The organism is Pseudomonas paeninsulae, assembly GCF_035621475.1.
Classification (GTDB): domain Bacteria; phylum Pseudomonadota; class Gammaproteobacteria; order Pseudomonadales; family Pseudomonadaceae; genus Aquipseudomonas; species Aquipseudomonas paeninsulae.
The window spans coordinates 1155460-1181123 of the sequence record NZ_CP141799.1; the positions used below are offsets into that span (position 1 = coordinate 1155460).

The window sequence follows — 25664 nt, forward strand, 5'->3', positions numbered from 1 at the left end:
CTGAACCAGTGCGTTGCTTATGCAGAGTAGACCGGGAAAGACGCGCAAAGGTCGGTGACCTGACCACGAACCCGTTCGATCACGCTGGGGTTGTCCAACTCGGCGAGGATGTCGCAGATCCAGCCGGCCAGCTCGCGGCACTCGCCTTCCTTAAAGCCGCGGGTGGTCACTGCCGGGGTGCCGATGCGCAGGCCGGAGGTGACGAACGGCGATTGTGGGTCATTCGGCACCGCGTTCTTGTTTACCGTGATATGCGCGGTGCCCAGCGCCGCGTCGGCGGCCTTGCCGGTCAAGCCCTGCTTGATCAGGCTGAGCAGGAACAGGTGGTTGTCGGTGCCCCCGGAAACCACGTCATAGCCGCGGCCGATGAACACTTCGGCCATGGCTTGGGCGTTCTTGATCACCTGCGCCTGGTAGTCCTTGAAGCTCGGTTCCAGCGCTTCCTTGAAGCACACGGCCTTGGCGGCGATCACATGCATCAGCGGGCCGCCCTGGGCGCCAGGGAAGACTGCTGAGTTGAGCTTCTTCTCGATCTCGGGATTGCTCTTGGCCAGGATCAGGCCGCCACGCGGACCGCGCAGGGTCTTGTGGGTGGTGGTGGTGACCACGTCGGCGTAAGGCAGCGGGTTGGGGTACAGGCCGGCGGCAACCAGGCCGGCGACGTGGGCCATGTCGACGAACAGCAGGGCACCGACCTTGTCGGCGATGGCGCGGAAGCGCGGGAAATCCAGGGTCTTGGAGTAAGCGGAGAAGCCGGCGACGATCATCTTCGGCTGGCACTCGACGGCCAGGCGCTCGACTTCGTCGTAGTCGATCAGGCCTTCGCTATTGATGCCGTATTGCACGGCGTTGTACAGCTTGCCGGAGGAGCTGACCTTGGCGCCGTGGGTCAGGTGGCCGCCGTGGGCCAGGCTCATGCCAAGCAGGGTGTCGCCGGCCTGCAGCAGGGCCAGGTATACCGCGCTGTTGGCCGAGGAGCCGGAGTGCGGCTGGACGTTGGCGTAGTCGGCGCCGAACAGTTGCTTGGCCCGATCGATGGCCAGCTGTTCGACCACATCGACGTGCTCGCAGCCGCCGTAGTAGCGCTTGCCCGGGTAGCCTTCGGCGTACTTGTTGGTCAGGCCGGTGCCCTGGGCCTGCATCACCGCCGGGCTGGTGTAGTTTTCCGAGGCGATCAGCTCGATATGGTCTTCCTGGCGGCGCTCTTCCGCCGTTATGGCTTCGGCCAGGGCCGGGTCGTAGCTGTTCAGGGTCAGGCTTTTATGGAACATCGGGATCAATCCTGTACTAAGGGCGCGACCGCCTAGCGGTCGCGCCGAGAGGGGTATGGTTTAGCGTTGCGCCGGTGCGTCGCCGGTGACACGGCCGTCGCGGGCGAAATATTCCTTGGTCAGCTTGACCACCACCGGGCTGAGCAGCAGCAGCGACAGCAGGTTGGGCAGCGCCATCAGACCGTTGAGGGTGTCGGCGACCAGCCAGGCGAAGTCCAGCTGGGCGACGGCGCCGAACGGCACGGCCAGCACCCAGACGATGCGGAACGGCAGGATCGACTTGGTGCCGACCAGGTACTCCCAGCACTTCTCGCCGTAGTAGCTCCAGCCGAGGATGGTGGTGAAGGCGAAGACCACCAGGGCAATGCTGAGGATCGCTCCGCCGAAACCGGGCATGGCCGATTCGAAGGCCGCCGCCGACAGGCCGGCACCGCTGGCGCCGCTGGTCCAGACACCCGAGGAGATGATCGCCAGACCGGTCAGGGTGCAGATGACCAGGGTGTCGATAAAGGTCCCGAGCATGCCGATCAGACCCGAGCGTACCGAGCTGTGGGTGGTGCCGGCGGCCTGGGCGATACCGGCGGTGCCGAGGCCCGCCTCGTTGGAGAAGATGCCGCGCGCTACGCCGAAGCGAATCGCCGCCATCACTGCTGCACCGGCGAAGCCACCAGTGGCGGCGGTCGGGGTGAAGGCATGGGTGAAGATCAGCTCGAAGGCGCCCGGAATGGCGTCGACATTAACGATCAGGACCACGATGGCGGCGGCGACATAGATCACGCACATGGCCGGCACCAGCGTCGCGGCGACTTTACCGATACGCTTGATACCGCCGAGGATCACCAGGCCGACGAAGACCATGGCCACCAGGCCGGTGACCCAGGACGGTATGCCGAAGGTGTCCGTCAGGGCATGGGCCATGCTGTTGACCTGGACCATGTTGCCGATGCCGAAGCCGGCGAAACCGCCGAAGATGGCGAAGGCGGTGCCGAGCCACAGCCACTTCTTGCCCAGGCCGTTTTTGATCGCGTACATCGGCCCGCCGACGTGCTCCTTGCGCCCATCGGTCTCGCGGTAATGCACCGCCAGGACCACTTCACAGTATTTGGTGGCCATGCCAACCAGGGCCGTGCACCACATCCAGAACAGCGCGCCTGGGCCGCCGAGGAAGATAGCGGTCGCGACGCCGGCGATATTACCGGTACCGACGGTCGCCGCCAGGCAGGTCATCAGCGCCTGGAACGGGCTGATTTCGCCGCTGGCTTCGTCGTCTTTCTTGCGCCCTTGCCACAACAGGCGAAAGCCCGCGCCTATCTTCGCCAGAGGCATGAATTTCAGACGCAGCATGAGGAACAGACCGGTGCCGAGGATTGCCACCAGCATCGGTGGACCCCAGACCAGTCCGTTGATTTGATTGGTTAGGTTGTTGATGAATTCCATCTGGAGCACCTCTTTATTGTTGTAAGTGCGCGGGTTGACCCGCGTCAGATAAGGGCTGGTGCGCGCGTGTAGCGCGAAGGAAAAACCTGTAGAGGGTTATGCTGAATCCGCGTGAATGGTGAACTGTGTTCCTGGCCTGCGCGGTGAACGCCATGAGCGCCGACACAGGGCGCGCACCGCGCAGGTCAAAAACGCCTGGCCCTCTCTCTCGCCGAGAGAGAGGGCGTTATTGCTTAGGCCTCCTGATAGGCTTCGATTGACGGGCAGGCGCAGACCAGGTTGCGGTCGCCGAACACGTTGTCGACCCGGCCGACGGGCGGCCAGTATTTGGCTTCGACCAGCGAGGCCAGCGGGTACACCGCCTGTTCGCGGCTGTAGCTGTGGGTCCACTCGCCGGCCAACTCGGCCGCGGTGTGCGGCGCGTTCTTCAGCGGGCTGCTGTCGGCCGTCACCTCACCACGCTCCACCGCGCGGATTTCCTCGCGGATGGCGATCATGGCGTCGCAGAAACGATCCAGCTCTTCCTTGGCTTCGCTCTCGGTCGGCTCGACCATCAGGGTACCGGCCACCGGGAAGGACATGGTCGGGGCGTGGAAGCCGAAGTCGATCAGGCGCTTGGCCACATCGTCGACGCTGATGCCGCTGATGTCCTTGAGCGGACGCAAATCCAAGATGCACTCATGCGCCACCAGGCTGTTGCTGCCGGTGTAGAGCACTGGGTAGTGCTCTTCCAGGCGGCGGGCGATGTAGTTGGCGTTGAGAATCGCCAGCTGCGAGGCGCGCTTGAGGCCTTCGCCACCCATCATGGTGATGTACATCCAGGTGATCGGCAGGATGCTGGCGCTGCCGAACGGTGCGGCGCTGACCGCACCTTCCTTGCGTGCCATGTTGGCGTGGCCGGGCAGGAAGGGGATCAGGTGCGCCTTGACGCCGATCGGGCCGACGCCCGGACCGCCGCCACCGTGGGGGATGCAGAAAGTCTTGTGCAAGTTCAGGTGCGAAACGTCGCCGCCGAACTGGCCCGGGGCGCAGAGGCCGACCATGGCGTTCATGTTGGCGCCGTCGATGTACACCTGGCCGCCGTTGTCGTGAACGATCTGGGCGATCTCGCGGATGCCTTCCTCGAACACACCGTGGGTGGACGGGTAGGTGATCATCAGCGCGGCCAGACGATCCTTGTGCTCGATGGCCTTGGCGCGCAGGTCTTCGATGTCGACGTTGCCCAGGCTGTCGCAGCTGGTCACCACCACGCGCATGCCGGCCATGCTGGCGGTTGCCGGGTTGGTGCCGTGGGCCGATTGCGGGATCAGGCAGATGTCGCGCTGCTCGTCGCCGCGGCTGCGGTGATAGGCGCGGATCGCCAGCAGGCCGGCGTACTCGCCCTGGGAGCCGGCGTTCGGCTGCAGCGACATGCCGTCGTAGCCGGTGGCGGCGCAGAGCATGGCCTCCAGCTCAGTGGTCAGCTGGGTGTAACCCTGGCTCTGCTCGGCCGGGGCGAAGGGGTGCAGGTTGCCGAACTCGCCCCAGGTCACCGGAATCATCTCGCTGGCGGCGTTGAGCTTCATGGTGCAGGAACCCAGCGGAATCATGCTGCGATCCAGCGCCAGGTCCTTGTCGGCCAGCTTGCGCAGGTAGCGCATCAGCTCGGTTTCCGAGTGATAGCGATTGAATACCGGGTGGGCGAGGATGGCCGACTGACGCAGCAGGCCTTGCGGCAGGCGCGCGGCGACACTGGACGCCAGCTCGGCGAAGACCGGCAGGTTCTGGTCGTCGGCGAATACCGCCCAGAGCGCAGCGACGCCGGCCGGGGTGGTGGTCTCGTCGAGGGACAGACCGAGGCGCTCGGCGTCGATCTCGCGCAGGTTGATCCCGGCGGCGCGGGCCTTGGCATGCAGCGCGGCGGTTTTGCTGCCGGTGGCCAGGGTCAGGGTGTCGAAGAAGCTGGTCTGCTCGACGCCGTAGCCCAGCTGGGTCAGGCCCTGGGCGAGGATCGCGGTCAGCTGGTGCACGCGCTTGGCGATGCGGGTCAGGCCCTGCGGACCGTGGTACACGGCATACATGCTGGCGATGTTGGCCAGCAGCACCTGGGCGGTGCAGATGTTGCTGGTGGCCTTCTCGCGGCGGATGTGCTGCTCACGGGTCTGCATAGCCAGGCGCAGGGCCGGCTTGCCGAAACGGTCGACCGAAACACCGACCAGGCGGCCCGGCATGTCGCGCTTGAAGGCATCGCGGGTGGCGAAGTAGGCGGCGTGCGGGCCACCGAAACCCAGCGGCACACCGAAACGCTGGGCGCTGCCCAGGGCTACGTCGGCGCCGAATTCGCCCGGCGGGGTGAGCAGGGTCAGGGCCAGCAGATCGGCGGCCACGGCCACCAGGGCTTTGGCGGCGTGGAAGCGCTCGACCAGCTCGCGGTAGTCGAAGATGTCGCCGTTGCTCGCCGGGTACTGCAGCAGGGCGCCGAAGTAGGCGCTGGCGTCAGTGATGGTGCGCTCGTCGCCGACCACTACCTCGATGCCCAGGGGTTCGGCGCGGGTGCGCAGCACGTCGAGGGTCTGCGGGTGGCAATGCTGCGAGGCGAAGAAGGCGTTGCTGGCCTTGTTCTTCGACAGGCGCTTGCAGAAGGTCATGGCCTCGGCGGCGGCGGTGGCTTCGTCGAGCATGGAAGCGTTGGCGATCGGCAGGCCGGACAGGTCGCTGATCAGGGTCTGGAAGTTCAGCAGCGCTTCCAGGCGGCCCTGGGAAATTTCCGGCTGGTAGGGGGTGTAGGCGGTGTACCAGGCCGGGTTTTCCAGCAGGTTGCGCAGGATCGGCGACGGCGTGTGGGTGCCGTGATAGCCCTGGCCGATGTATGTGGTGAATTGCTGGTTCTGGCTCGCGATGGCCTTGATCTTGGCCAGGGCGTCGGCCTCGCTCAAGCCATCGGTCAGCTCGAGCACGCTGCTGCCCTTGATGCTCTCGGGGATCACGCTGGCGATCAGCGTGTCCAGCGAGTCGTAGCCGAGCACATCGAGCATGGCGGCGACGTCGGCGTCACGCGGGCCGATGTGGCGAGCGATGAATTCGTTGGCGGTACTTAGGTCGATTGCGTCAGTCATGCCAGCTACCTCAGGCGTCGTCATTGGCTTTGAGCAGGCGGTCGTAGCCGGCCTGGTCGAGCAACTCGGCAACGGCGCCGGCGTTGTCCGGACGGAAGCGGAAGAACCAGCCCTGGCCCTGCGAGTCTTCGTTGACCAGCTCCGGGCTGGCTTCCAGCTCGGCGTTCACTTCGACGATTTCGCCTGCAAGGGGCATGGCGATGGTGCTGGCGGCTTTGACCGACTCCAGCACGGCGACTTCGGCGCCTTCGGCATAGGACTGCGCGTCCGGCAGCTGCACGAACACCACGTCACCCAGTGCTTCTTGGGCATAAGCGGTGATGCCAACGGTAACCAGGCCATCGGCGTCCTGACGCAGCCATTCGTGATCGACAGTAAAACGCAACTCGCTCATGTGGATTCCTCAAGTAGTCAGACTCGCCCGATTCTTGTTTGGGCGATGATCAAGGTGCTCGTGCCAGGCAGCGAGCGCTTTGGGTAGAGACCTTAGCAAGTGCGATGCCACTGTAATTTTTATGAATTAAATCAATAACTTATGATTTATAGGCGGCGGTTGGGAGAAATGCCTGTGTAGCGAATTCGATACGGATGAGGCGGGTGGGTGCAAAAACGCCCTGGCAAGGCCTTTGATGTCGCGGGTTGGCAGGTTCATGTCGTACGTGTGTTGCTTTCGTTACGCTGTATTGATTTAGCTACGGATGGCTCGCGGCAGGCAGGCAGGCAGGCAGTCGGGTGGGCCGGGCGGCGGTTCGCTTCAGCCCAGCACCAGCGTCTATTGGTGGTGGGTGGGCTGCAGCCCGGATCGCCGCTCGCCCCTCGACCTGGCCGGCCATGGACAGCAGCGGTCGCTCAGCGCATCAGTCCTTCCAGCAGGTCCGCCAGCCTGGCGGCCAGGGCGCGGCGCCAGGCAGGGCTGTGCGGGTTGGCGAGCACCCGGTCTTCGGCGGCGAAGCTGTGCATGATGGCGGTGTAGCCGAGCCAGCGGCAGGGTTCCGGCTCCCAGGCTTTGAGGGCTGACAGGGGGCGTTCGCCGAGCACCCAGGGTTGCCTGGTCAACTGGCTGCTACGGCCGAGAATCAGGTCGGCCAGGGTGCGCCCGCCAAGGTTGCTGGCGCCGACACCTTCACCGCCGTAGCCGCCGGAGAGGGCGATGCGGTTGGTGCGGTCGAGCAGCATGTGCGGCTGGAAGCGCCGCGCCATGCCGAGGTTGCCGCCCCAGCCATGGCTGATCGCGACGTTGCGCAACTGCGGGAACAGCTCGCCGAACAGGTAGCGGCGCAGGCCGATTTCCTCGGCATTCAGGTTGAAGTCCTGGCGCAGCTTGCCGGCGAAGCGGTAGCCGCCACGGGCACCGAACACCAGGCGGTCGTCGGCGCTGCGCTGGCCGTAGGTGACCTGGCGGCTGAATTCGCTGAAGGCCTGGCCGCGATCGAGGCCGATCTCGTCCCACTGGCTGACCGTCAGCGGTTCTGTGGCCAATAACAGGCTTTGCACCGGCAGCTGATAGCGCCGTAGCAGCGGCAATTCGGCGGCATAACCTTCCAGCGCCGGCACCACCCAGTCGGCGTGCAGTTCGCCCTGGGCGGTGCGCAGCAGGCCCGGCTGCCAATGCGTCACGCGGCTTTGCTCGAACAGCTGCACGCCGAGGCGTTCGACCGCCTGGGCCAGGCCGCGCACCAGTCTGGCCGGCTGGATGGTCGCGCAGTGCGGGCTGTGGATGGCGCCGAGCGGGCCGTTGATGCGCAGCTGTTGGTTCAGTTCGCCCGGCGTCAGCCAGCGGTAGTCGGCTGCGCTGAGGCCTTCGTCGTACAGCGAGTCGAGCCAGGAACGCAGGCGAGGCTCCTGCTCCGGGTAACGCGCCGCGCAATAGAGCACACCGCCCTTGCGGTAGTCACAGGCGATGCCTTCGCGTTGCAGCACTTCGGCGACTGCGTCGGGAATACCGTGCAGCAGGTCGAAGGCATCACGCCGCTGTTCGGCGGGCAAACCGGCGAGCAGGCGGTCCTCGCCGAGCAGGTTGCCCATCAGCCAGCCGCCGTTGCGCCCGGAGGCGCCAAAGCCGGCGTACTCGGCTTCGACTACGGCGATGCGCAGTTCGGGCGCCTGGCGTTTGAGGTAGTAGGCGGTCCACAAGCCGGTGTAACCGGCGCCGATGATCGCCACATCGACCTCCAGGCGGCCCTGCAGCGCCGGGCGCGGCGTCAGGGGCTGGTCGAGTTGATCCATCCACAGGCTGATGGGCGGGTGTGGCGACATCATGTCTATCCTCGGGTGTACATGCGCCGCCAGCCTAGCCGACGCAAGGCGTCTTGTCCCGGCGCGTCCGTTGCGGGCGCCATTCACCGGCGCTATGGCAGCTCATCGAGCCGGCTCATGGGGCGGCGGGCATGCTGCGTAGTAGAGCGGCATTCACTCTTTCGGTTGACAGGCTAAATCCCTCTTTCGGGCGCTTATCCGCACGGGTGGTGCTGGGTAGCTTGGGGGCTCAACACGAAACCATGCTTTCCAGGAGAGCCGCATGACAACAAAAACAAGGCATGCAATCTTCCAGCCGTGCGCACTGGCAGTTGCCGTCGCTCTGGGCTGTGTCGCGCCGGTCCAGGCGATCACGTTCAATGTCGGCGAACTCGAAGCGCAGTTCGATTCCGCGCTGTCGGTCGGTGCCAGCTGGGGTGTGCGCGCTGCCGATCCGGAGTTCGTCTCGGTCGCCAGTGGCGGCAAGGCCTCCTCGCGGACCTCTGACGACGGGCGCTTGAATTTCAAGAAAGGCGAAACCTTTTCGAAGATCTTCAAGGGTATTCATGACCTCCAGGTGACGTACGGCGACACCGGGGTGTTTATCCGTGGCAAGTATTGGTACGACTTCGAGACCAAGGACGAAAGCCGGCAGTTCTATGACATCCAGGACCACAATCGCAAGGAGGCGGCGCAGTCTTCCGGCGCGCAGATTCTCGATGCGTTCATCTACCACAACTACAGCATCGGCGATCTGCCGGGCAGTGTGCGGGTCGGTAAGCAGGTGGTCAGCTGGGGCGAGAGCACCTTTGTGCAGAACTCGATCAACTCGATCAACCCGGTTGATGCGGCCGCTTTCCGTCGTCCCGGCGCGGAGATCAAGGAAGGTTTGATCCCGGTCAACATGCTCTACCTGTCGCAGAGCCTGACTGACAGCCTCAGCATGGAGGCCTTCTACCAGCTGGAGTGGGACCAGACCGTCGCAGACAACTGCGGCACCTTCTTCTCCACCGCCGATGTGATCGCCGATGGTTGCGATGATCGCCTGGTGGTGTTCGGCCCGGATCTGCCGCCGGGCGAGTCGAACAACAGCTTTGCGCCAGGCGAAAACGTCTACATTCCGCGCGCCGGCGACCGCGATGCGCGTGACAGCGGTCAGTACGGCCTGGCCTTGCGCTGGTTCGCCGAGCAGCTGAACAACACCGAGTTCGGCCTCTACGCCCTGAACTACCATAGCCGCGGCCCGGTATTCAGTACCATCCGCACCACCACCCCGTCGCCGGCCTTCATCCCTGGTTCGTCGAACGCCCGCTACTTCATCGAGTACCCGGAAGACATCCGTCTCTACGGCATGAGCTTCCAGACCAATGTCGGCGGCACCGCATTGTCCGGTGAACTCAGCTACCGGCCGAATATGCCGATGCAGATCAACTCCACCGATCTGTCCTTCGCTGCGCTCGGTTTGCCTGTTTCGCCAGTATTTACCAGCGGCAATTCGCAGAACGTTTCTGCTGGTGATATCCACGGCTACGAGCGCAAGCCGTTCACCCAGGCGCAGATCACCGCATTGCAGTTCTTCGACCGGGTACTCGGCGCCAGCCGCCTGACCGTGATCGGAGAGGTCGCTTATAACCACATCAGCGGCATCAGCGACGATGTCGGCGAACTGCGCTTCGGTCGTGACCCGATCTTCGGCGCGGGCGAGTTCAGCGCGCCGGGTGTGTGCGCCGCGTTCAACTCGGCCAATCCCGATGAGTGCCAGGGCGATGGGTTTTACACCAGTAGCTCCTGGGGCTACCGCCTGCGCGCCAGTGCCGATTACAGCAACGTGGTGGCCGGGATCAACCTGACCCCGAGTGTCTCCTGGTCGCATGACGTCGATGGTTACGGCCCGAACTTCAACGAAGGCAGCAAGGCCGTCAGCCTCGGTCTGAGTGCCGACTACCAGAACACTTACAACGCCAGCCTCAGCTACACCGATTTCTTCGGTGGCGACTACAACACGACCACCGACCGTGACTTCGTGGCCCTGAGTTTCGGTATGAACTTCTGATCAACGACGCGCAAAGGATCCGTACATGATGAAAACTACAAGAATCCTGCAAACCGGAGCGCTGGCCCTGACCTTGCTGGCCAGCAGCGTGATGGCGGCGGTCTCCGAGCAGGAGGCCGCCCAGTTGGGCAGCAGTCTGACGCCGCTTGGCGCGGAAATGGCCGGCAACGCCGATGGCAGCATCCCGGCCTGGACGGGTGGCCTGCCAGCCAACGCTGGCGCGGTCGACGGCAAGGGCTTCCTCGCTGACCCGTTCGCCAGCGAGCAGCCGTTGTTCACCATCACCGCCGCCAATGCCGAGCAGTACAAGGACAAGCTGTCCCCCGGGCAAATGGCGATGCTCAAGCGCTATGCCGACTCCTACAAGATCCCGGTCTATCCGACCCACCGCAGTGTTGCGCTGCCCGATGAGATCTATGCCGCGGCGAAGCAGAGCGCCCTCAACACCGTTACAGTGGACGGCGGTAACGGTCTGCAGAACTTCAGTGACAGCCGCTACTACGCCTTCCCGATCCCGAAGAACGGGGTCGAGGTGGTGTGGAACCACATCACCCGTTACCGCGGCGGCAACGTCCGCCGCTACATCACCCAGGCCACGCCACAAACCAATGGCTCCTACAGCCTGGTCAAGTTCGAGGACGAAATTGCCTTCCCCGCCGACATGCCCGATGTCGACCCGGTCAAGGCGAGCAATATCCTGCTCTACTTCAAGCAGCGGGTGACCGCACCTTCGCGCCTGGCCGGTAACGTGCTGCTGGTGCATGAGACCATCGATCAGGTCAAGGAACCGCGCCTGGCGTGGATTTACAACGCCGGCCAGCGCCGCGTGCGCCGCGCCCCGCAGGTGGCCTACGACGGTCCGGGTACCGCCTCCGATGGCATGCGCACCGCGGACAACTTCGACCTGTTCTCCGGGGCGCCGGATCGTTACGACTGGAAGCTTGTGGGCAAGAAGGAGATGTACATCCCCTACAACAGCTACAAGCTGGATTCGCCCGGCCTGAAGTACGACGACGTGATCAAGGCCGGGCATATCAACCAGGACCTGACCCGTTACGAGCTGCACCGGGTCTGGGAAGTGGAAGCCACGCTGAAATCGGGCGAGCGGCATATCTACGCCAAACGCCATATGTACTTCGACGAGGACAGCTGGCAGTTGGCCCTGGTCGACCACTACGACGGCCGCGGCCAGTTGTGGCGTATTGCCGAGGGGCATACCCAGAGCTACTACAACCACAAGATGACGGCTTACACCCTGGAGGCGCTGTACGACGTCGTCGCTGGGCGCTACCTGGCCCTGGGCATGAAGAACGAGGAGAAGTCTTCCTACGTGTTCGGTTTTGAGGCCAGTGCCGCCGACTACACCCCGGCAGCCCTGCGCAGCTCCGGCGTGCGGTAAGGCCGGCAGAGTCATCGCTCCTGCATAATTGGGCGGCCTTCGGGCCGCCCTTTTTATTGTTGGCTATCAGCAATGCTGATGTTGCTATTGCATACCTGCACTCAGGTCTAGCCTCGATAGGACTGCTCCCATACAAAATCAATAAGAGCCGTCATGACCGCCTACGCGCCATCTCCGCCCATCGCATTGCCATCCTGCGCCAAGGGCCTGTTACCGCGCCAACCGCCAGGGCATGTTCAGCGTGAGCAGCTACAGCGCCGTTTGCTCGCCCAGGACTGTCGCTTGCGTTTGCTGGTCGCCCCGGCAGGGTTCGGCAAGTCGGTGCTGCTCGCCGACTGCGCCCGCGAATGCCCGCCCGAATACTCGCCGCTGTGGCTCAACTGCGCAGGGCAGCTAGCCTCGCCAGCGCAGTTCTGCCGGCTACTGGCGGTCACCCTGGGCTATCCGTCGAGCTTGAGTGAAGTGGATCTGTTGGCGGCGCTGCAGCAGGAGGAACGCGCGCTGTGGATCATGCTCAACGACTATCCGCGCGAGCCCGATGGCGAACTCGATGCCTGTCTTGATCGTCTGCTCTGCGCTTCGCCGGCCAACCTCTGCTGGTGGCTTGGCAGTCGGCGGCGGCCGCTATGCAACTTCCCGCGCCTGTTGCTGGAGGGCGAGTTGTTCGAACTGGGCGGCGCAGACCTGGCCTTCACTCCGGGCGAGGTTGGCGCCTGGTTGCAGGATGTGGATACGCTGCGCTCCAGCCGCGCGGACAGCCTGTTTGGCCTGACCCGTGGCTGGCCGGCGGCCCTGCGTCTGCTGGCTGCCCAGGGCGAGCGCGAGGGAGCGGGGCCACTGTTGTGTGAGGAACATAACGCGTTGCTGCGCGATTATATCGAGCATGAGGTGCTGCAGGGCCTGCCTGCTGAACTGGGCCACGCACTCTGCCAGTTGGCGCAGATTCCGCGTTTCAACGAGGCACTCTGCGAACACTTGCTCGGCGTGGGGGAGGGGGCGGCCTGGTTGCAGGCGTTGCGCGCCCGCGGCCTATTCATCAATGAAGTGGAGGGTGCGGCGGACTGGCTTGAAGTCTTCCCGCCGCTGGCCCAGCTGCTGCAGCAGCGGACCAAGGCCGCACCCTGCACCAGCCTGCACCTGCATGCCAGCCAGTGGTTCGCCGCCCACGGCGAAGTGCGCGCGGCGGTGGAGCATGCGCTCAAGGGCGGCCAGCCGGAAGTCGCGGCCAGTTTTCTCGAACGCTTCACTGAAGAACAGTTGCTCCAGGGCCAGGACCTGGCTTTGATTCTGCATTGGCGCAACGAGCTGCCCGAGAGTCTGTTGGCCAGCACGCCACGCCTGATTTTGCTCAACGCCTGGGCATTGTTGCTGGTCGGGCGCCCGGAGGAGGCGCAGGTCTGCGTCGATCAGCTGGCGCGCTTTCAGCCGCGAGGCGATGCCGAACGCCTGACTGAGCTGTTTGCCCAGTGGCAAGCGATCCGCGGGATTGCCGCCTACGGTCGTGGGAATGGGACAGAGGCGCGCGCGCATTTGCTTGAGGCGCTGCCGGCATTACCGGATGCCGCCTGGGCCCAGGCCCTGCTGTGCCGTTCGGTGCTGACCCAGATCGCCATTGGCGAAGGTCACTTGGAACAAGCGCAACACCTCAGCTACGAGGTGCTAAAGCAGGCGCGGCTTTGCGGTAGTGCCGTATTCGAGGCATTGCTGGAACTTGACCATGCGCTGCTGCTGGAGGCGCGCGGCGAATTCGCCCGCGCCGAGGCGCTGTTGCAGCGGGTACTCGAGCAGATGGACGCGCAGTCGCTGCCCCGGACTCCGGTGCGCGGTCGGATTTTGCTACGTCTGGGACGCCTGGCGTTGCGCCAGGGTTGCATCGGGCAAGCCGAGAGCCACTTACAGTTCGGACTCGAGGGCGCGCTGGCCGAGGACGACCCGGGGGCCTTTCATGGCTATCTGGGCCTGGCCGAACTGGCTACCTGCCGGCGTGATATTCCCGCCGCTTTCACCCACCTGGGCGAAGCCGAGCGCTGGATGCAACGCCATCGGGTTAGCGACGGCCTGTATCGCGGCGTGCTGTTGTTGGCCAGCAGTCGCCTGTGGATCTATCAGGGGCACCACGAGCGTGCTCGCGAAGCCTTGACCCGAGTGCTCGGTCACCGACTAGAGAGCAGCGTGCCGCCGCCAAATTTCCCCGAGCTGTTCCTGCGCCTGGAACATCTATTGCTGTGCCTCGATCTGGCGCGTGGCGCCGATGTCCGCGAGGCGCTGCAGCAGTTGCTCGACCAGGCCGTGGGAGAGGATCGCCAGGCGTTCGCCAGTGAACTCTGGGCAAGTTATGCCGAGGCCTGCAGTGCCTGCGCCGATATGCCGGCGGCGAACCAGGCCCGTCAGACCGCGCACAGCATGCGTCAGCGTCTGAACTACCAGGGCGTATGGTTCGCCGCCGACGAGCTACCCCTGGCGGCAACCGACGAGGTGCCGGCGGCAGATGCCTGCCTCAGCTGCCGCGAGCTGACCGTGCTACAGCTGATCGCCCAAGGCCTGTCCAATCAGGAAGTCGCCGAACAGCTGTTTATTTCCCTGCATACGGTGAAGACCCATGCGCGGCGGATCAACGGCAAACTCGGCGTCGCCCGGCGCACCCAGGCAGTGGCGCAGGCCAAGACGTTGGGGCTGTTGTAAGCAGGGGAATATCACGCCGTCACAGCGTCGGGCGCTAATCGCCGCAGGCAGTACGCCGTGGTTGATTGGCGCGGCGCAAAAGCTGGCGGGCTGTCGCTGCGCTCCGAGGCCGGCCTACCCGCAGGCAGTGCACCGTGGTTGATCGGCGCGGCGCAAATTCTGGCAAGCTGCCGCTGCGCGCCGAACGGAACGCCGCCTGGGCCGTCCTACGTAAATGGGAAATCCCTGTTAGTGGTTACAACAAGTAGTGGCGTTCAACCGACATGGCTCGGCAGAACAGATTGTGCTGGGTCGCCACAACCATAAGGGCGCATCAATGCAGCGCCGGCGGCGTGGCGAGCTGGCGCAGACGCTCGTCGAGCAGCATGCGTTGCGCCGGGTCGTCACAGAGCAGCAGGGCGTGCTGCACATCGAAGCGCTCGGCCTGGGGGCACTCCAGGCGCTGATACAGCTCGGCACGGGCCAGGTGGTCGGCAACCGTAGGTGTGCCCAGTAGCAACACGCGTTCGGCATCTTTCAATGCCGCGAGGTAGTCCTCTTCCCGCAAGTGCAGGTGATACAGGTTGCGCGATAGCCGTTGCAACATGCTGCGGCCATCGCAGGCGCGCATGTAGCTGGCGCTGAGCTCGGCCTGGGCGCCCTGGTAGCGGCTCAGCAGTTCGCGGCAGTCACGGGTGTACAGACGCCGCCCGCCGCAGGGGTCGAGCAGGTGGTCGGCCCCCGCTACCCGCAACAGGAAATGCCCGGGGAAGTTCACCCCTTGCAAGGGGATATCCAGGCGCCGCGCCAGTTCCAGGGCGATCAATGCCAGCGACAGTGGCTGGCCACGGCGGCGCTGGACAACCTTATGCAGCAAGGCGACTTGCGGACGTGGCGGGCTGTCGTCTTCGCGAAAATCCAGTTCGCTCAGGCGCCGCAGCAGCGGTTGTGCCAGTTCCTGGGGCGGCAAGGCGGGCAAACCGAGGCTGACTTGCTGCTGCAGCGTGCTGAGCTCACGCAGCACCTCGGCCGGTTGCAGGGTCGGGTCGTGTTCGGCAGCAATCCATAGCGCCGCCTCGAAAAGCGCGGGCGGCGCTCGCTCAAGGCAGGCAAGACAGGTCTGACGTGGGCTCATGATCACCTCTGCGCAAGACTCGGTTGTAACCGCCTTGGTGGGGCGGCGTCCAGTGTTGTGCCCGGGTTTGCTGCTTATACGGCCTGGCTTTACTCACGCCTGTGGTTATACCGGCCTGTCCGGGCGTTTTCGGGGTCTGCACCTATACTGGCTGTAACCAGAAGTAAGGGAGCCACAGCATGTTCGCCATGATGGAAGCCGCCCGACTTGAGGCCTTGCACCTCACTCAGGATCCGGTCACGGGCCTCAAGGCGATTATCGCCATCCACAACACGCGTCTGGGTCCTGCTCTGGGCGGCTGCCGCTACCTGGCTTATCCCGACGAGCAGAGCGCAATTCGCGATGCGCTGCGCCTGGCCCAGGGCATGAGCTACAAGGCCGCGCTGGCCGGCCTCGACCAGGGTGGTGGCAAGGCGGTGATCATCCGCCCGGCGCATGTCGACAACCGTGGCGCCCTGTTCGAGGCGTTCGGGCGTTTTATCGAGACGCTCAATGGCCGCTACATCACCGCGATGGACAGCGGCACCTCCAGCGCCGACATGGACTGCATCGCCCAGCACACCCAGCACGTCACCAGCACCACCAGCGAGGGCGATCCTTCGCCGCACACCGCCATGGGCTTATTCGCCGGGATTCGTGCCACGGCGCTGGCGCGCCTGGGTAGCGACGACTTGGAGGGCCTGCGAGTGGCCGTTCAGGGGCTTGGCCATGTTGGCTATGCACTGGCCGAGCAGCTGCACGCGGCCGGTGTCGAGTTGCTGGTCAGCGACCTGGATGGCGGCCGCGTGCAACTGGCGGTGGAGCAACTCGGTGCGCACCCGGTGGCCAGCGACGCCTTGCTCGCCACGCCCTGCGACATCCTCGCGCCCTGCGGCCTCGGTGGCGTGCTGAATGCCGAAACAGCGGGTCAGTTGCGTTGCTCGGCAGTGGCCGGTGCGGCTAACAATCAACTGGCCAGCGCCGACATTGGCGACATCCTGCAAGCGCGTGGAATTCTCTATGCGCCGGATTACGTGATCAATGCCGGCGGGCTGATCTACGTCGCCCTCAGGCACCGTGGCGAGAGCCCGGCGGCGATCACCACGCACTTGCGCCAGATCAGCCTGCGCCTGACCGAGATCTACGCCCACGCCCAGGCCGACAAGCGCTCACCCGCGCGGGTTGCCGACGCCCTGGCCGAGCGTTTGCTGTACGGCTGACCCTGCTTTTCTTGTTGCTCCTGGCCGCCGACCAGCCTTAGCCGATGCCACAAGCGTCGGCCGTTGTAAGCACACTCACAAGGTGCCGAGGAAACGTCCATGATTCCGCTCAACCCCGACATACCCTATACCCGCTACCTCGATCCGCAGGGTCGCCTGCTCGGTGCCTTGCCGGCGTGGGCCGACGACTTCGACTTGCTGATTCGCCTGTACCGGCAGATGGTCCTGACCCGGCTGTTCGACCAGAAGGCCGTGGCCCTGCAGCGCACCGGGCGCATCGGCACCTACGCGCCGACCATCGGCCAGGAGGCCATAGGCGTAGCCATCGGTGCCTTGATGAAGCCGGAGGACGTGCTGGTGCCCTATTACCGCGACACCGCGGTGCAGGTGATGCGTGGGGTGAAGATGGAGGAAATCCTCCTCTACTGGGGCGGCGACGAGCGTGGCAGCGCCTATGTCGACCCGGCGGTGGCGCAGGACTTCCCGCTCTGCGTGCCGATCGCCACCCAGGCCCTGCATGCCTGCGGCGTGGCCACGGCCATGAAAATTCGCGGTGAGCACCGGGTCGCTGTCACCACCTGCGGCGATGGCGCCACCAGCAAGGGCGACTTTCTCGAAGCGCTCAACGTCGCCGGAGCCTGGCAATTGCCGGTGGTCTTCGTGGTCAACAATAATCAGTGGGCGATCTCGGTACCGCGGCGCATCCAGTGCGGCGCGCCGACCCTGGCGCAGAAGGCCATAGGTGCCGGCTTTGTTGGCGAGCAGGTCGACGGCAACGACATTATTGCCGTTTATGAGCGCATGCAAATCGCCCTGGAGCGTGCCCGGCACGGCAAGGGGCCGGTGTTGCTGGAGTGCCTCAGCTACCGCCTCGGCGACCACACCACCGCCGACGATGCCACTCGCTACCGCAGTGCCGAGGAGGTCAAGCAGGCCTGGCAGGAAGAGCCAGTCAAGCGTTTGCAGGCCTTTCTCGCCGCCCAGGGCGTGTGGGACGAAAGCCGTGAGCAGGCGCTGATCGGCGAGTGTCAGGGCTTGGTGCAGCAGGCGGTGGACGCCTTCGAACAGGCCGGCAAGCAGCCGCCCGACGCGCTGTTCGACTACGTCTACGCGCAGTGGCCGGCGGCCCTGGCCGAGCAGCGCGACATGCTGCTGGAACGCGTCGCCCGGCGTGAGGAGGCCAATCATGAGTGAGGTCAAGCTGACCCTGCTGGAGGCGGTCAACCTGGCCCTGCACCGGGCCATGTACGAGGACCTGAATGTGGTGGTGCTGGGCGAGGATGTCGGCGTCAACGGCGGCGTGTTCCGCGCCACCGCCGGTCTGCGCGACACCTTCGGCTTCAAGCGGGTGATCGACACGCCACTGGCCGAGACCATGATCGCCGGACTGGCAGTCGGCATGGCCGCGCAAGGATTGAAACCGGTGCTGGAAATCCAGTTCATGGGCTTCATCTACCCGGCGCTGGACCAGTTGGTGTCGCATGCCAGTCGCCTGCGCAATCGCACCCGCGGCCGTTTGAGCTGCCCCATGGTGTTGCGCACACCGATGGGCGCCGGTATCCGCGCGCCGGAACACCACAGTGAAAGCACCGAGGCGTTGTTCGCCCATATTCCCGGCCTGCGCGTGGTCATCCCGTCCTCGCCGGCGCGCGCCTATGGCCTGCTGCTGGCGGCCATCGACGATCCCGATCCGGTGATCTTCCTCGAACCCACCCGGCTGTACCGGATGAACCCGCAGGTGCTGCATGACGACGGCAAACGGCTGCCGCTGGACAGCTGTTTCACCTTGCGCGAAGGCAGCGACCTGACCCTGATCAGTTGGGGCGCCAGTGTCCACGAGACCCTGCAAGCCGCGTCCCAACTGCAGGAGCGCGGGGTGTCCGCCGAGGTGATCGACGTCGCCTGCGTCAAACCGCTGGATCTGGATACCCTCGAAGCCTCGGTGCGCAAGACTGGCCGTTGTGTGATCGTGCACGAGGCGCCGAAGAGTTGCGCGGTCGGCGCGGAGATTGCCGCCAGCCTGTACGAGCGCGCCTGGCTGGATTTGCAGGCGCCGATCCAGCGGGTTACCGCGCCGGATATCCCGCCGCCGCTGTACCGCCTGGAGCAACTGTATATACCTGGCGTCGCCGACATCCTCGCCGCCTGCGATGCGGTGCTGGATTACGCCTGAACCTTTTTCGTCGGGCGGGTGCAACCCGCCCTGAGAGGGTGGCGGGTTGCACCCGCCCTACCGACCAAGGAGACGCGGTGATGAAATATTTCAAACTGCCCGACCTCGGCGAAGGCCTGCAGGAAGCGGAAATCGTCGAGTGGCACGTCAAGGCCGGCGAGGAGGTCAAGGCCGATCAGTTGCTGGTCTCGGTGGAAACCGCCAAGGCCATCGTCGATATTCCCGCGCCCTACGACGGCGTGGTGGCCAAGACCTTCGGCGCCGAGGGCGACATCCTGCATGTCGGCGAGCCGCTACTGGCCTACGAGGGCGAAGCCGATTCCGGCACCGTGGTCGGCCGTCTGGAAGGTGGTGGCGAGGCGCAGGCGGACAGCTTCTGCGTCGGTGCCGCGCCTTCGACCCGCGAGCATCTGGCGCCGCGCGCGACCCCGGCGGTGCGTCAACTGGCCCGCCAACTGGGGGTCGATCTGAGTGGCCTGGTCGGTTCCGGTAGCGCTGGTCTGATTACCCGTGGCGATGTCGAGGCCGCGACCCAGTCCGCCCGCGACAAGTTCGGCGGCGACAAGCTGCGTGGGGTGCGGCGCAGCATGGCGATCAACATGGCGCGAGCGCATGCCGAGGTGGTGCCGGTGTTCATCGCCGGCGACGCCGATCTGCACCGCTGGGCGCAGGCGCGCGATCCATTGGTGCGCCTGGCCCAGGCCATCGCTGCCGCCTGCCAGGTCGAACCGGTGCTCAATAGCTGGTTCGACGGCAAGGGCCTGTCGCTCAAGCGCCACGCGCAACTTGACCTGGGCATCGCCGTGGATACTGCGGACGGTCTGTTCGTGCCGGTGCTGCGTGATGTCGGCGCACGCAGCGCCGAAGACTTGAAAGAAGGCATTGCGCGTCTGCGCGCCGACGTCAAGGCGCGCTCGATTCCACCGCAGGAAATGATGGGCGCGACCCTCACCCTGTCCAACTTCGGCACCCTGTTTGGCCGTTACGCCAATCCGGTGGTCATGCCGCCGCAGGTGGCGATCATCGGCGCTGGCGGTATCCGCGACGAGCCGGTGGCGGTGGACGGCAAGGTGCTGGTGCACCCCATCCTGCCGCTGTCGCTGACCTTCGATCACCGCGCGGTCACCGGTGGCGAGGCCGCGCGTTTTCTCAAGGCACTGGTGCAGGCACTGGAACAGGTCGAGGGCTGATCCAGGCCGCACAGCCCTTAGACCCACGCTTTAGCGCGGCATCTTGTCCAGCGCCTGCTCGAGGATCTCGACAGTACGCTCGATATTGTTCAGCTTTTCAAGGCCAAACAGGCCGATGCGGAAGGTCTGGAAATCGGCCGGCTCATCACATTGCAGGGGCACCCCAGCGGCGGCTTGCAGGCCCAGGGCGGCGAACTTCTTGCCGTTCTTGATCTGCTCGTCGTCGGTGTAGCAGACCACCACGCCGGGGGCCTCGAAGCCTGCTGCGGCGACACTCTTGAAGCCCTTGGCGGCCAACAGTGCGCGCACCCGCTGGCCCAGCGCCTGCTGCTCGGCGCGAACCTTGGCAAAGCCGTAGCCTGCGGTTTCCTGCATGACATCGCGAAAGCGCGCCAGCGCATCGCAGGGCATGGTCGCGTGGTAGGCATGGCCGCCCTGTTCATAGGCTTGCATGATCTGCAGCCATTTTTTCAGGTCGCAGGCGAAGCTGCTGCTTTGGGTCTCGTCGACCCGTGCGCAGGCCAGTGGGCTGAGCATCACCAGGGCGCAGCAGGGGGACGCGCTCCAGCCTTTCTGCGGTGCGCTGATCAGCACATCGATGCCACTGGCCTGCATGTCGACCCAGAGGGTACCCGAGGCGATGCAGTCGAGCACGAACAGGCCGCCGACCGCATGGACGGCGTCGGCGACGGCGCGCAGGTAGTCGTCAGGCAGAAGAATGCCCGAGGCGGTTTCGACATGGGCGGCGAAGACCAGGTGCGGCTTTTCCGCGCGAATGCTCGCCAGCACCTCGTCGAGCGGTGGCGGGGCGAAGGCGGCTTGGCGGCCGGCTTCGACTGGACGGGCTTTCAGCACCTGGGATGATGCCGGGATCTGGCCGGCGTCGAATATCTGCGTCCAGCGGTAGCTGAACCAGCCGTTGCGGATCACCAGGCACTTCCTGTCGGTCGCCAGCTGCCGGGCCACCGCTTCCATGCCGAAGGTGCCGCTGCCGGGCACTATCGCCACTGCGTGGGCGTTGTAGACCTGTTTCAGGGTGCTGGATATGTCATTCATCACGCGCTGGAACGACTGCGACATATGGTTGAGGGAACGGTCGGTGTAGACGACTGAATATTCGACCAGACCATCGGGATCGACACTTGGGTACAGGGCTGACATGAGTGACTCCAGGAGCAAGGTTGCTGGTGTCATGACCCTGCCCGAAGCCTGGCTAAATGACAAGGTTGCCGGCGAGCAAGCCCGCGCAATCACTGCCATCGTCTCCCATCACGAAGGCCTACGTGGCAGGGCCGAGCATGAGGGCATCGAATACATTCATCTGCCGGTGACCAAGGAAAACAAGCCGGAGCAGGAAGGCCGATTACGGGTAATCATCGAGCAGATGGTCGAGCCGGTAGACCGCGCCCATGATCCGCGGCGGCTGACCCAGGTCGGGCGTGACATGGAAGCTCAGGCGCTGGCTCGGGCTGTGAACTATCACGTGTCTCACCGGGTGCTCCAGAATGGGCTGCGTACCGTGGTGTTCCGAGGCTCAAGGGGGCGCCCCCCCCTTGAGTACTCTTCTTACACATTGCTAGACGTAGGGCTGACCGCCAAAGCCTCTCGGGAGTCGCTGCAGCCCTGGCATGTCGGTGAGTTTATCTCGCCAAGCTGCGCGCCAGTCAGTCGAGACATGAGCAGCCTTGGCTCGACGAACTGCACGGCGCGCAGCGTTTCGCGCGTGTTTTTTGGCCTCCTTGAACACCTCGGTGTTGCGGCAGTTACGACATTTCACGCCCGTCAGTTTATTGGTGGAGGCGAGGTGACTGCCATGACTGCCGCAGGCGAGATGTCCCGCGACCTTGTAATGAGTAACCATCGATCAATCTCCTGGTAATGGGGGCGGTGCAGGAAACGCATCACTGGTTTTGACCTCTGCTTGCGGACCTAGTGCTTTGCTGGGATGTTCAAGGTGCAGTCAGCAGGCATCTGCCAGGGTATCGACAGCAACGGGATACCGCAGGTCGTGTCGCGGCTCGATTGGGCATAGATCGTCGCGGTCAGTGCGGTAGTCTATGCGGCCATTTTCTAGCGATTACCTGCACGGGTAAGGCGCTGGCGCCGCAGGTCTAGCAGGCCGTTGCTGCCCAGGTTTCATCTGGTAGTTCAGCATGGGGCGCCTACCCTGGTTTTCCAATATCGAGGACTAACACTGATGAGCAAACTGGCAGAAGACACCCGCCACGATCTGCCCCAGGCCGAGCGGATCGATGGCAAGGCTTTCGCCGAGAAACTGCGTGCCGAGGTGGCAGTCGATGCCCGTGAGTTTGCCGATGTGCGCGGGCGTCAGCCCGGGCTGGCGGTGGTGCTGGTCGGTAACGATTCGGCCAGCCAGGTGTATGTGCGGACCAAGATGCGTCAGGCGGCCGAGGTGGGCATTGCGTCTTTTCCCCACCTGCTCGAAGCCGATACCAGTGAGGCCGAGTTACTGACCTTGATCGAAGCGCTGAATCGCGATGACCTGGTCGATGCCATTCTGGTGCAGTTGCCCCTGCCGGCGTCGATCAACGAGACGGCGGTGATCGAGGCGATCGCCCCGGCCAAGGATGTCGACGGCTTTCATCCGTACAACGTCGGTCGCCTGAGTGGCGGTCAGCCGGCCATGGTGCCCTGCACGCCGCTGGGATGCCTGCTGCTGTTGCAGGACCGTCTCGGTGACCTCTCGGGACTCAAGGCGGTGGTGGTCGGGCGCTCGAATATCGTCGGCAAACCGATGGCGCAGTTGCTGTTGAATGCGCATTGCACGGTGACCACGGTGCATTCGCGCAGCCGCAACCTGGTCGCAGAGTGTCGTCAGGCCGATATTCTGGTGGTAGCGGTGGGCCGGCCCGGGATGATCGGCGCCGAGCACATCAAACCCGGAGCGACGGTGCTGGACGTCGGGATCAACCGCATCGAGGATGGCCAGGGCCAGGCGCGCCTGGTCGGCGATGTCGACTTTGCCGCGGCGTCTGTCGTCGCCGGCGCGCTGACGCCGGTACCCGGAGGTATTGGCCCGATGACCGTCGCCTGTTTGCTACGCAATACCCTCACCGCCGCCCAGCATCGCGCTAAGGCGCGGGGCCAATAACGCCGGAGTGGTGATCGATCTGTAGCGGTGTTATTGCAGATCCAGCGCGGCAGGGTGAACGGCTCAGGCGCGCGCTATCTGCCCCGGCGCTTACGCGAGGGTGCTGACCGTGCGCTCGATATTGTGCCGCTTGTCGAGGCCGAGGTGGTGCCGGTGTTCATTGTCGGCGACGCCGATCTGCATCGCTTGGCGCAGGCGCAGGATCCATTGGTGCGCCTGGCCCAGGCCATCGCCGCCGCCTGCCAGGTCGAACCGGTGCTCAATAGCTGGTTCGACGGCAAGGGCCTGTCGCTCAAGCGCCACGCGCAACTCGACCTGGGCATCGCCGTGGATACTGCGGACGGTCAGTTCGTGCCGGTGCTGCGCAATGTCGGTGCACGCAGCGCCGAAGACTTGAAAGAAGGCATTGCGCGTCTGCGCGCCGACGTCAAGGCGCGCTCGATTCCACCGCAGGAAATGATGGGCGCGCCCCTGACTCTGTCCAACTTTGGCACCCTGTTTGGCCGTTACGCCAATCCGCTGGTCATGCCGCCGCAGGTGGCGATCATCGGCGCTGGCGGTATCCGCGACGAGCCGGTGGCGGTGGACGGCAAGGTGCAGGTGCACCCCATCCTGCCGCTGTCGCTGACCGTCGATCACCGCGCGCTCACCGGTGGCGAGGCCGCGCGTTTTCTCAAGGCGCAGGAACAGGCCGAAGCCTGAGCCACAGTGGTCAAGCAGAGGCGTAGGCCCATCCATGGGCGTGAGTCGGGCCATGGACGAAAAGCGCGGCGGCGCTCATTGCGGCATCTGCTCGGCCCAGCGCAGGCGTGCGCGGCCGGGCATCTCGATCCGCGGCAGGCTCTCGCGGTCGAGCACGGCAGTCTCCTCCAGCAACCCATTGCGGTAGAGGATATAGGCGGTCAGGGCATAGACCTGATCGCTGCTCAGGCTCTTGGGCGAATGGTGCGGCATGGCCCGGCGGGTGTAGTCGAAGATCGTGGTCGCGTATGGCCATAGCCCACCTACCGACAGGAGTAACAGCGGCTGGTCGCGGATTCGCAGGATGCGCAGCGGGTCGTCGAGGCTGAAGAAACCGTCGCTGCCGACCAGGCGCGCGGCCGGTCCCTCGCGTCCCTTGGCACCGTGGCAGCCCGCGCAGCGGCTGGCATAGAGCCTGCGCCCCGTGTCCACGCTGCCCGCTCCGGGGGGCAGGTCGCGGCCATCGGGGAACACCGTAATGGCGTAGCGCCGGATGGTTTCCGGCGCCAAGGGTTGGCCGAGGCCAATCTGCGGTTGCGCTGCCGCGGCGCTGTCGAGCGCGAGCAGCAGCCAGACGCTGCACCAGAGCCTACGCATAGGTGTTCTCCACGGCGCCGTCACGTCCTACCCGCCAGGCCTGGATGGCGTTGTAGTGGTTGAACGAGTGGGCCGCATAGCGGCTGCGCCATTCGCTGCGGGTCGGCTGGGTGTTGCCGTGCTCGTCGCTGGCTCGGCTCAGCAGGGTAGTGGCGGTGCCGGTCCACTGCCAGGGAATGCTGAAGCGGGTCAGTGATTTGTCCAGCACCGGACCGTGCAACTGCGCCGCCGCCCAACTACGGCCGTTATCGGCGGAGATCTCCACCTTGGCGATCCGTCCTCGGCCGGACCAGGCCAGGCCGGATATCTCGTAGAAGCCCTTGAGTTCGGGTAGTAGCTGTTGACCGGACGGGTGGGTGATCACCGACTTGACCTCCATTGGGAAGCCAAAGGCGAGGATGTCGCCGTCGCTGAGAACCCGGGTATAGAGGCCCGATTCGTCCTTGCTGAAGGCCGGGCTGTCGCTGACCTCCAGACGATGCAGCCACTTGACGCTGACATTGCCCTCCCAGCCCGGCACGAACAGCCGCAGCGGGTAGCCCTGGGAGGGCCGCAGGCGCTCGCCGTTCTGGTAGAAGGCAATGATGGCGTCGTCCATCAGTTTGGCCAGAGGCAGGCTGCGGCTGTGCGAACCGCCGTCGGCGCCCTCGCAGATCACCCAGCGTGCCGTGGGCTTCACCCCGGCCTCGCGCAGCAAATAGGACAAGGGTACGCCGGTCCACTCCGAGCCGGAGACCTGGCCGAACAGCGCCTGGCAGTCGCCATCGAGGGCGGTTGGTGAGAGGGCGTTGGCTGCGGTGTTGCCTGCGCACTCGAGGAACTGGATACGCGAAACCATGGGATAGCGCATCAGTCGTTGCAGATCGAACTGCAGCGGCCGTTCGACCAGGCCATGGATTAGCAGGCGATGGCGCTCCGGCTCGATCGCCGGGATACCGTTGTGGTGAACCGCGAAGTGCAGTCCGTTGGGGGTGATGATGCCGCGCTGGTGTTGTAGCGGTGAGTGCCAGATGCTGAAACCAGCTGTCTGCGGTGTGCTCGGCTGTAGCTGCCGCAGCACCTGGCCTTCATGCGGCGAGGGACTGCCGTAGCCAGTATCGACAGTGCCCAGGCTGGTCATCCAGGGCGGCATGGCCGGCTCGGTTTCTGCCAGTATTCGGCCAGTGGCAGACAGGCCGATGGCCGTGGCAATCGTCAGGCCGTAGCCACTTTTGAGAAAGGCGCGGCGATCGAGCAGGCCGTTGCCGGCGACGAAGTGCAGAGCTGACTTGTTCATGGCGGGCTCCCTGGCGGCGGCGCCGCCTCCAATGCTAAATAACCATATAACTAGAAAACTAGTTATATGGTTGCACGCGCTTGAACGTCT

General features: G+C 64.9%; 18 protein-coding genes and 3 pseudogenes. 10 read left to right on the plus strand and 11 right to left on the minus strand.

The features are described from left to right. Positions 1–17: 17 nt before the first annotated feature. The 5 genes from glyA to VCJ09_RS05320 form a co-directional block, all read right to left on the minus strand. Positions 18–1271, minus strand: a complete 1254-nt coding sequence (gene glyA / locus VCJ09_RS05300; RefSeq protein ID WP_324733426.1) for a serine hydroxymethyltransferase — start codon at positions 1269–1271, stop codon at positions 18–20. 60 nt (positions 1272–1331) lie between these two features. After that, positions 1332–2708 (minus strand): alanine/glycine:cation symporter family protein, encoded by a 1377-nt coding sequence (locus tag VCJ09_RS05305; RefSeq protein ID WP_324733427.1) that lies wholly within the window; start codon positions 2706–2708, stop codon positions 1332–1334. Positions 2709–2941: 233 nt separating this feature from the next. Beyond that, positions 2942–5803: an aminomethyl-transferring glycine dehydrogenase gene (gene gcvP / locus VCJ09_RS05310; protein ID WP_324733428.1), complete on the minus strand. Its 2862-nt coding sequence runs from the start codon at positions 5801–5803 to the stop codon at positions 2942–2944. 10 nt (positions 5804–5813) lie between these two features. Further along, positions 5814–6197 carry a glycine cleavage system protein GcvH gene (gcvH, locus tag VCJ09_RS05315; protein WP_079200905.1) on the minus strand — a complete coding sequence of 128 codons (384 nt, stop codon included), beginning with the start codon at positions 6195–6197 and terminating at the stop codon, positions 5814–5816. A gap of 455 nt (positions 6198–6652) precedes the next feature. Beyond that, complete coding sequence (locus VCJ09_RS05320) at positions 6653–8059, minus strand: NAD(P)/FAD-dependent oxidoreductase (protein ID WP_324733429.1); 1407 nt, start codon at positions 8057–8059, stop codon at positions 6653–6655. 262 nt (positions 8060–8321) lie between these two features. On the opposite strand from VCJ09_RS05320, the gene VCJ09_RS05325 reads away from it, so the two are divergent. From VCJ09_RS05325 to VCJ09_RS24710, 4 genes and pseudogenes are all read left to right on the plus strand, one after another. Beyond that, positions 8322–10091 carry a DUF1302 domain-containing protein gene (locus VCJ09_RS05325; protein WP_324733430.1) on the plus strand — a complete coding sequence of 590 codons (1770 nt, stop codon included), beginning with the start codon at positions 8322–8324 and terminating at the stop codon, positions 10089–10091. A 28-nt stretch (positions 10092–10119) separates the two neighbouring features. Then, a complete protein-coding gene (locus tag VCJ09_RS05330) occupies positions 10120–11490 on the plus strand; it encodes a DUF1329 domain-containing protein (protein ID WP_324733431.1) in 1371 nt (456 codons plus the stop codon). A 510-nt stretch (positions 11491–12000) separates the two neighbouring features. Further along, positions 12001–13785 (plus strand): annotated as a pseudogene (locus VCJ09_RS05335) (hypothetical protein); the annotation flags it as partial. A 198-nt stretch (positions 13786–13983) separates the two neighbouring features. Beyond that, positions 13984–14172: pseudogene (locus tag VCJ09_RS24710) on the plus strand (response regulator transcription factor); the annotation flags it as partial. A 313-nt stretch (positions 14173–14485) separates the two neighbouring features. Here VCJ09_RS24710 and VCJ09_RS05340 read toward each other — a convergent pair. Then, positions 14486–15286 carry a SirB1 family protein gene (locus VCJ09_RS05340; RefSeq protein ID WP_324733433.1) on the minus strand — a complete coding sequence of 267 codons (801 nt, stop codon included), beginning with the start codon at positions 15284–15286 and terminating at the stop codon, positions 14486–14488. A 179-nt stretch (positions 15287–15465) separates the two neighbouring features. Between VCJ09_RS05340 and VCJ09_RS05345 the strand changes: the two genes are divergently transcribed. The 4 genes from VCJ09_RS05345 to VCJ09_RS05360 all read left to right on the plus strand — a co-directional run bounded on the left by VCJ09_RS05345 (position 15466) and on the right by VCJ09_RS05360 (position 19848). Then, complete coding sequence (locus VCJ09_RS05345; RefSeq protein ID WP_079200911.1) at positions 15466–16485, plus strand: Leu/Phe/Val dehydrogenase; 1020 nt, start codon at positions 15466–15468, stop codon at positions 16483–16485. 99 nt (positions 16486–16584) lie between these two features. Beyond that, a complete protein-coding gene (gene pdhA / locus VCJ09_RS05350; protein ID WP_324733434.1) occupies positions 16585–17679 on the plus strand; it encodes a pyruvate dehydrogenase (acetyl-transferring) E1 component subunit alpha in 1095 nt (364 codons plus the stop codon). Next, positions 17672–18658, plus strand: coding sequence for an alpha-ketoacid dehydrogenase subunit beta (locus VCJ09_RS05355; protein ID WP_324733435.1), 987 nt, complete (start codon positions 17672–17674; stop codon positions 18656–18658). Before pdhA ends, VCJ09_RS05355 begins: the two co-directional genes overlap by 8 nt. Before the next feature lie 80 nt (positions 18659–18738). Beyond that, entirely contained in the window at positions 18739–19848 is a 1110-nt protein-coding gene (locus VCJ09_RS05360) for a dihydrolipoamide acetyltransferase family protein (protein WP_324733436.1), read from the plus strand. Positions 19849–19878: 30 nt separating this feature from the next. On the opposite strand, the gene VCJ09_RS05365 is transcribed toward VCJ09_RS05360, so the two are convergent. From VCJ09_RS05365 to VCJ09_RS05375, 3 genes are all read right to left on the minus strand, one after another. Further along, positions 19879–21009 (minus strand): aminotransferase class V-fold PLP-dependent enzyme, encoded by a 1131-nt coding sequence (locus tag VCJ09_RS05365; protein WP_324733437.1) that lies wholly within the window; start codon positions 21007–21009, stop codon positions 19879–19881. A gap of 202 nt (positions 21010–21211) precedes the next feature. Beyond that, entirely contained in the window at positions 21212–21340 is a 129-nt protein-coding gene (locus VCJ09_RS05370; RefSeq protein WP_324733438.1) for a hypothetical protein, read from the minus strand. An 84-nt stretch (positions 21341–21424) separates the two neighbouring features. After that, on the minus strand, positions 21425–21709 hold the full coding sequence (locus VCJ09_RS05375; RefSeq protein WP_324733439.1) for a hypothetical protein: 285 nt from the start codon (positions 21707–21709) through the stop codon (positions 21425–21427). A 336-nt stretch (positions 21710–22045) separates the two neighbouring features. On the opposite strand from VCJ09_RS05375, the gene folD reads away from it, so the two are divergent. Both folD and VCJ09_RS05385 read left to right on the plus strand, forming a co-directional pair. Beyond that, positions 22046–22960, plus strand: coding sequence for a bifunctional methylenetetrahydrofolate dehydrogenase/methenyltetrahydrofolate cyclohydrolase FolD (gene folD / locus VCJ09_RS05380; RefSeq protein WP_324733440.1), 915 nt, complete (start codon positions 22046–22048; stop codon positions 22958–22960). 60 nt (positions 22961–23020) lie between these two features. Beyond that, a pseudogene (locus VCJ09_RS05385) lies at positions 23021–23662 on the plus strand (2-oxo acid dehydrogenase subunit E2); the annotation flags it as partial. A 75-nt stretch (positions 23663–23737) separates the two neighbouring features. Here the strand turns inward: VCJ09_RS05385 and VCJ09_RS05390 are convergent. Both VCJ09_RS05390 and soxC read right to left on the minus strand, forming a co-directional pair. Continuing rightward, positions 23738–24298 (minus strand): c-type cytochrome, encoded by a 561-nt coding sequence (locus VCJ09_RS05390; protein ID WP_324733442.1) that lies wholly within the window; start codon positions 24296–24298, stop codon positions 23738–23740. Further along, entirely contained in the window at positions 24291–25574 is a 1284-nt protein-coding gene (gene soxC, locus VCJ09_RS05395) for a sulfite dehydrogenase (RefSeq protein WP_324733443.1), read from the minus strand. Before soxC ends, VCJ09_RS05390 begins: the two co-directional genes overlap by 8 nt. Positions 25575–25664 lie beyond the last annotated feature (90 nt).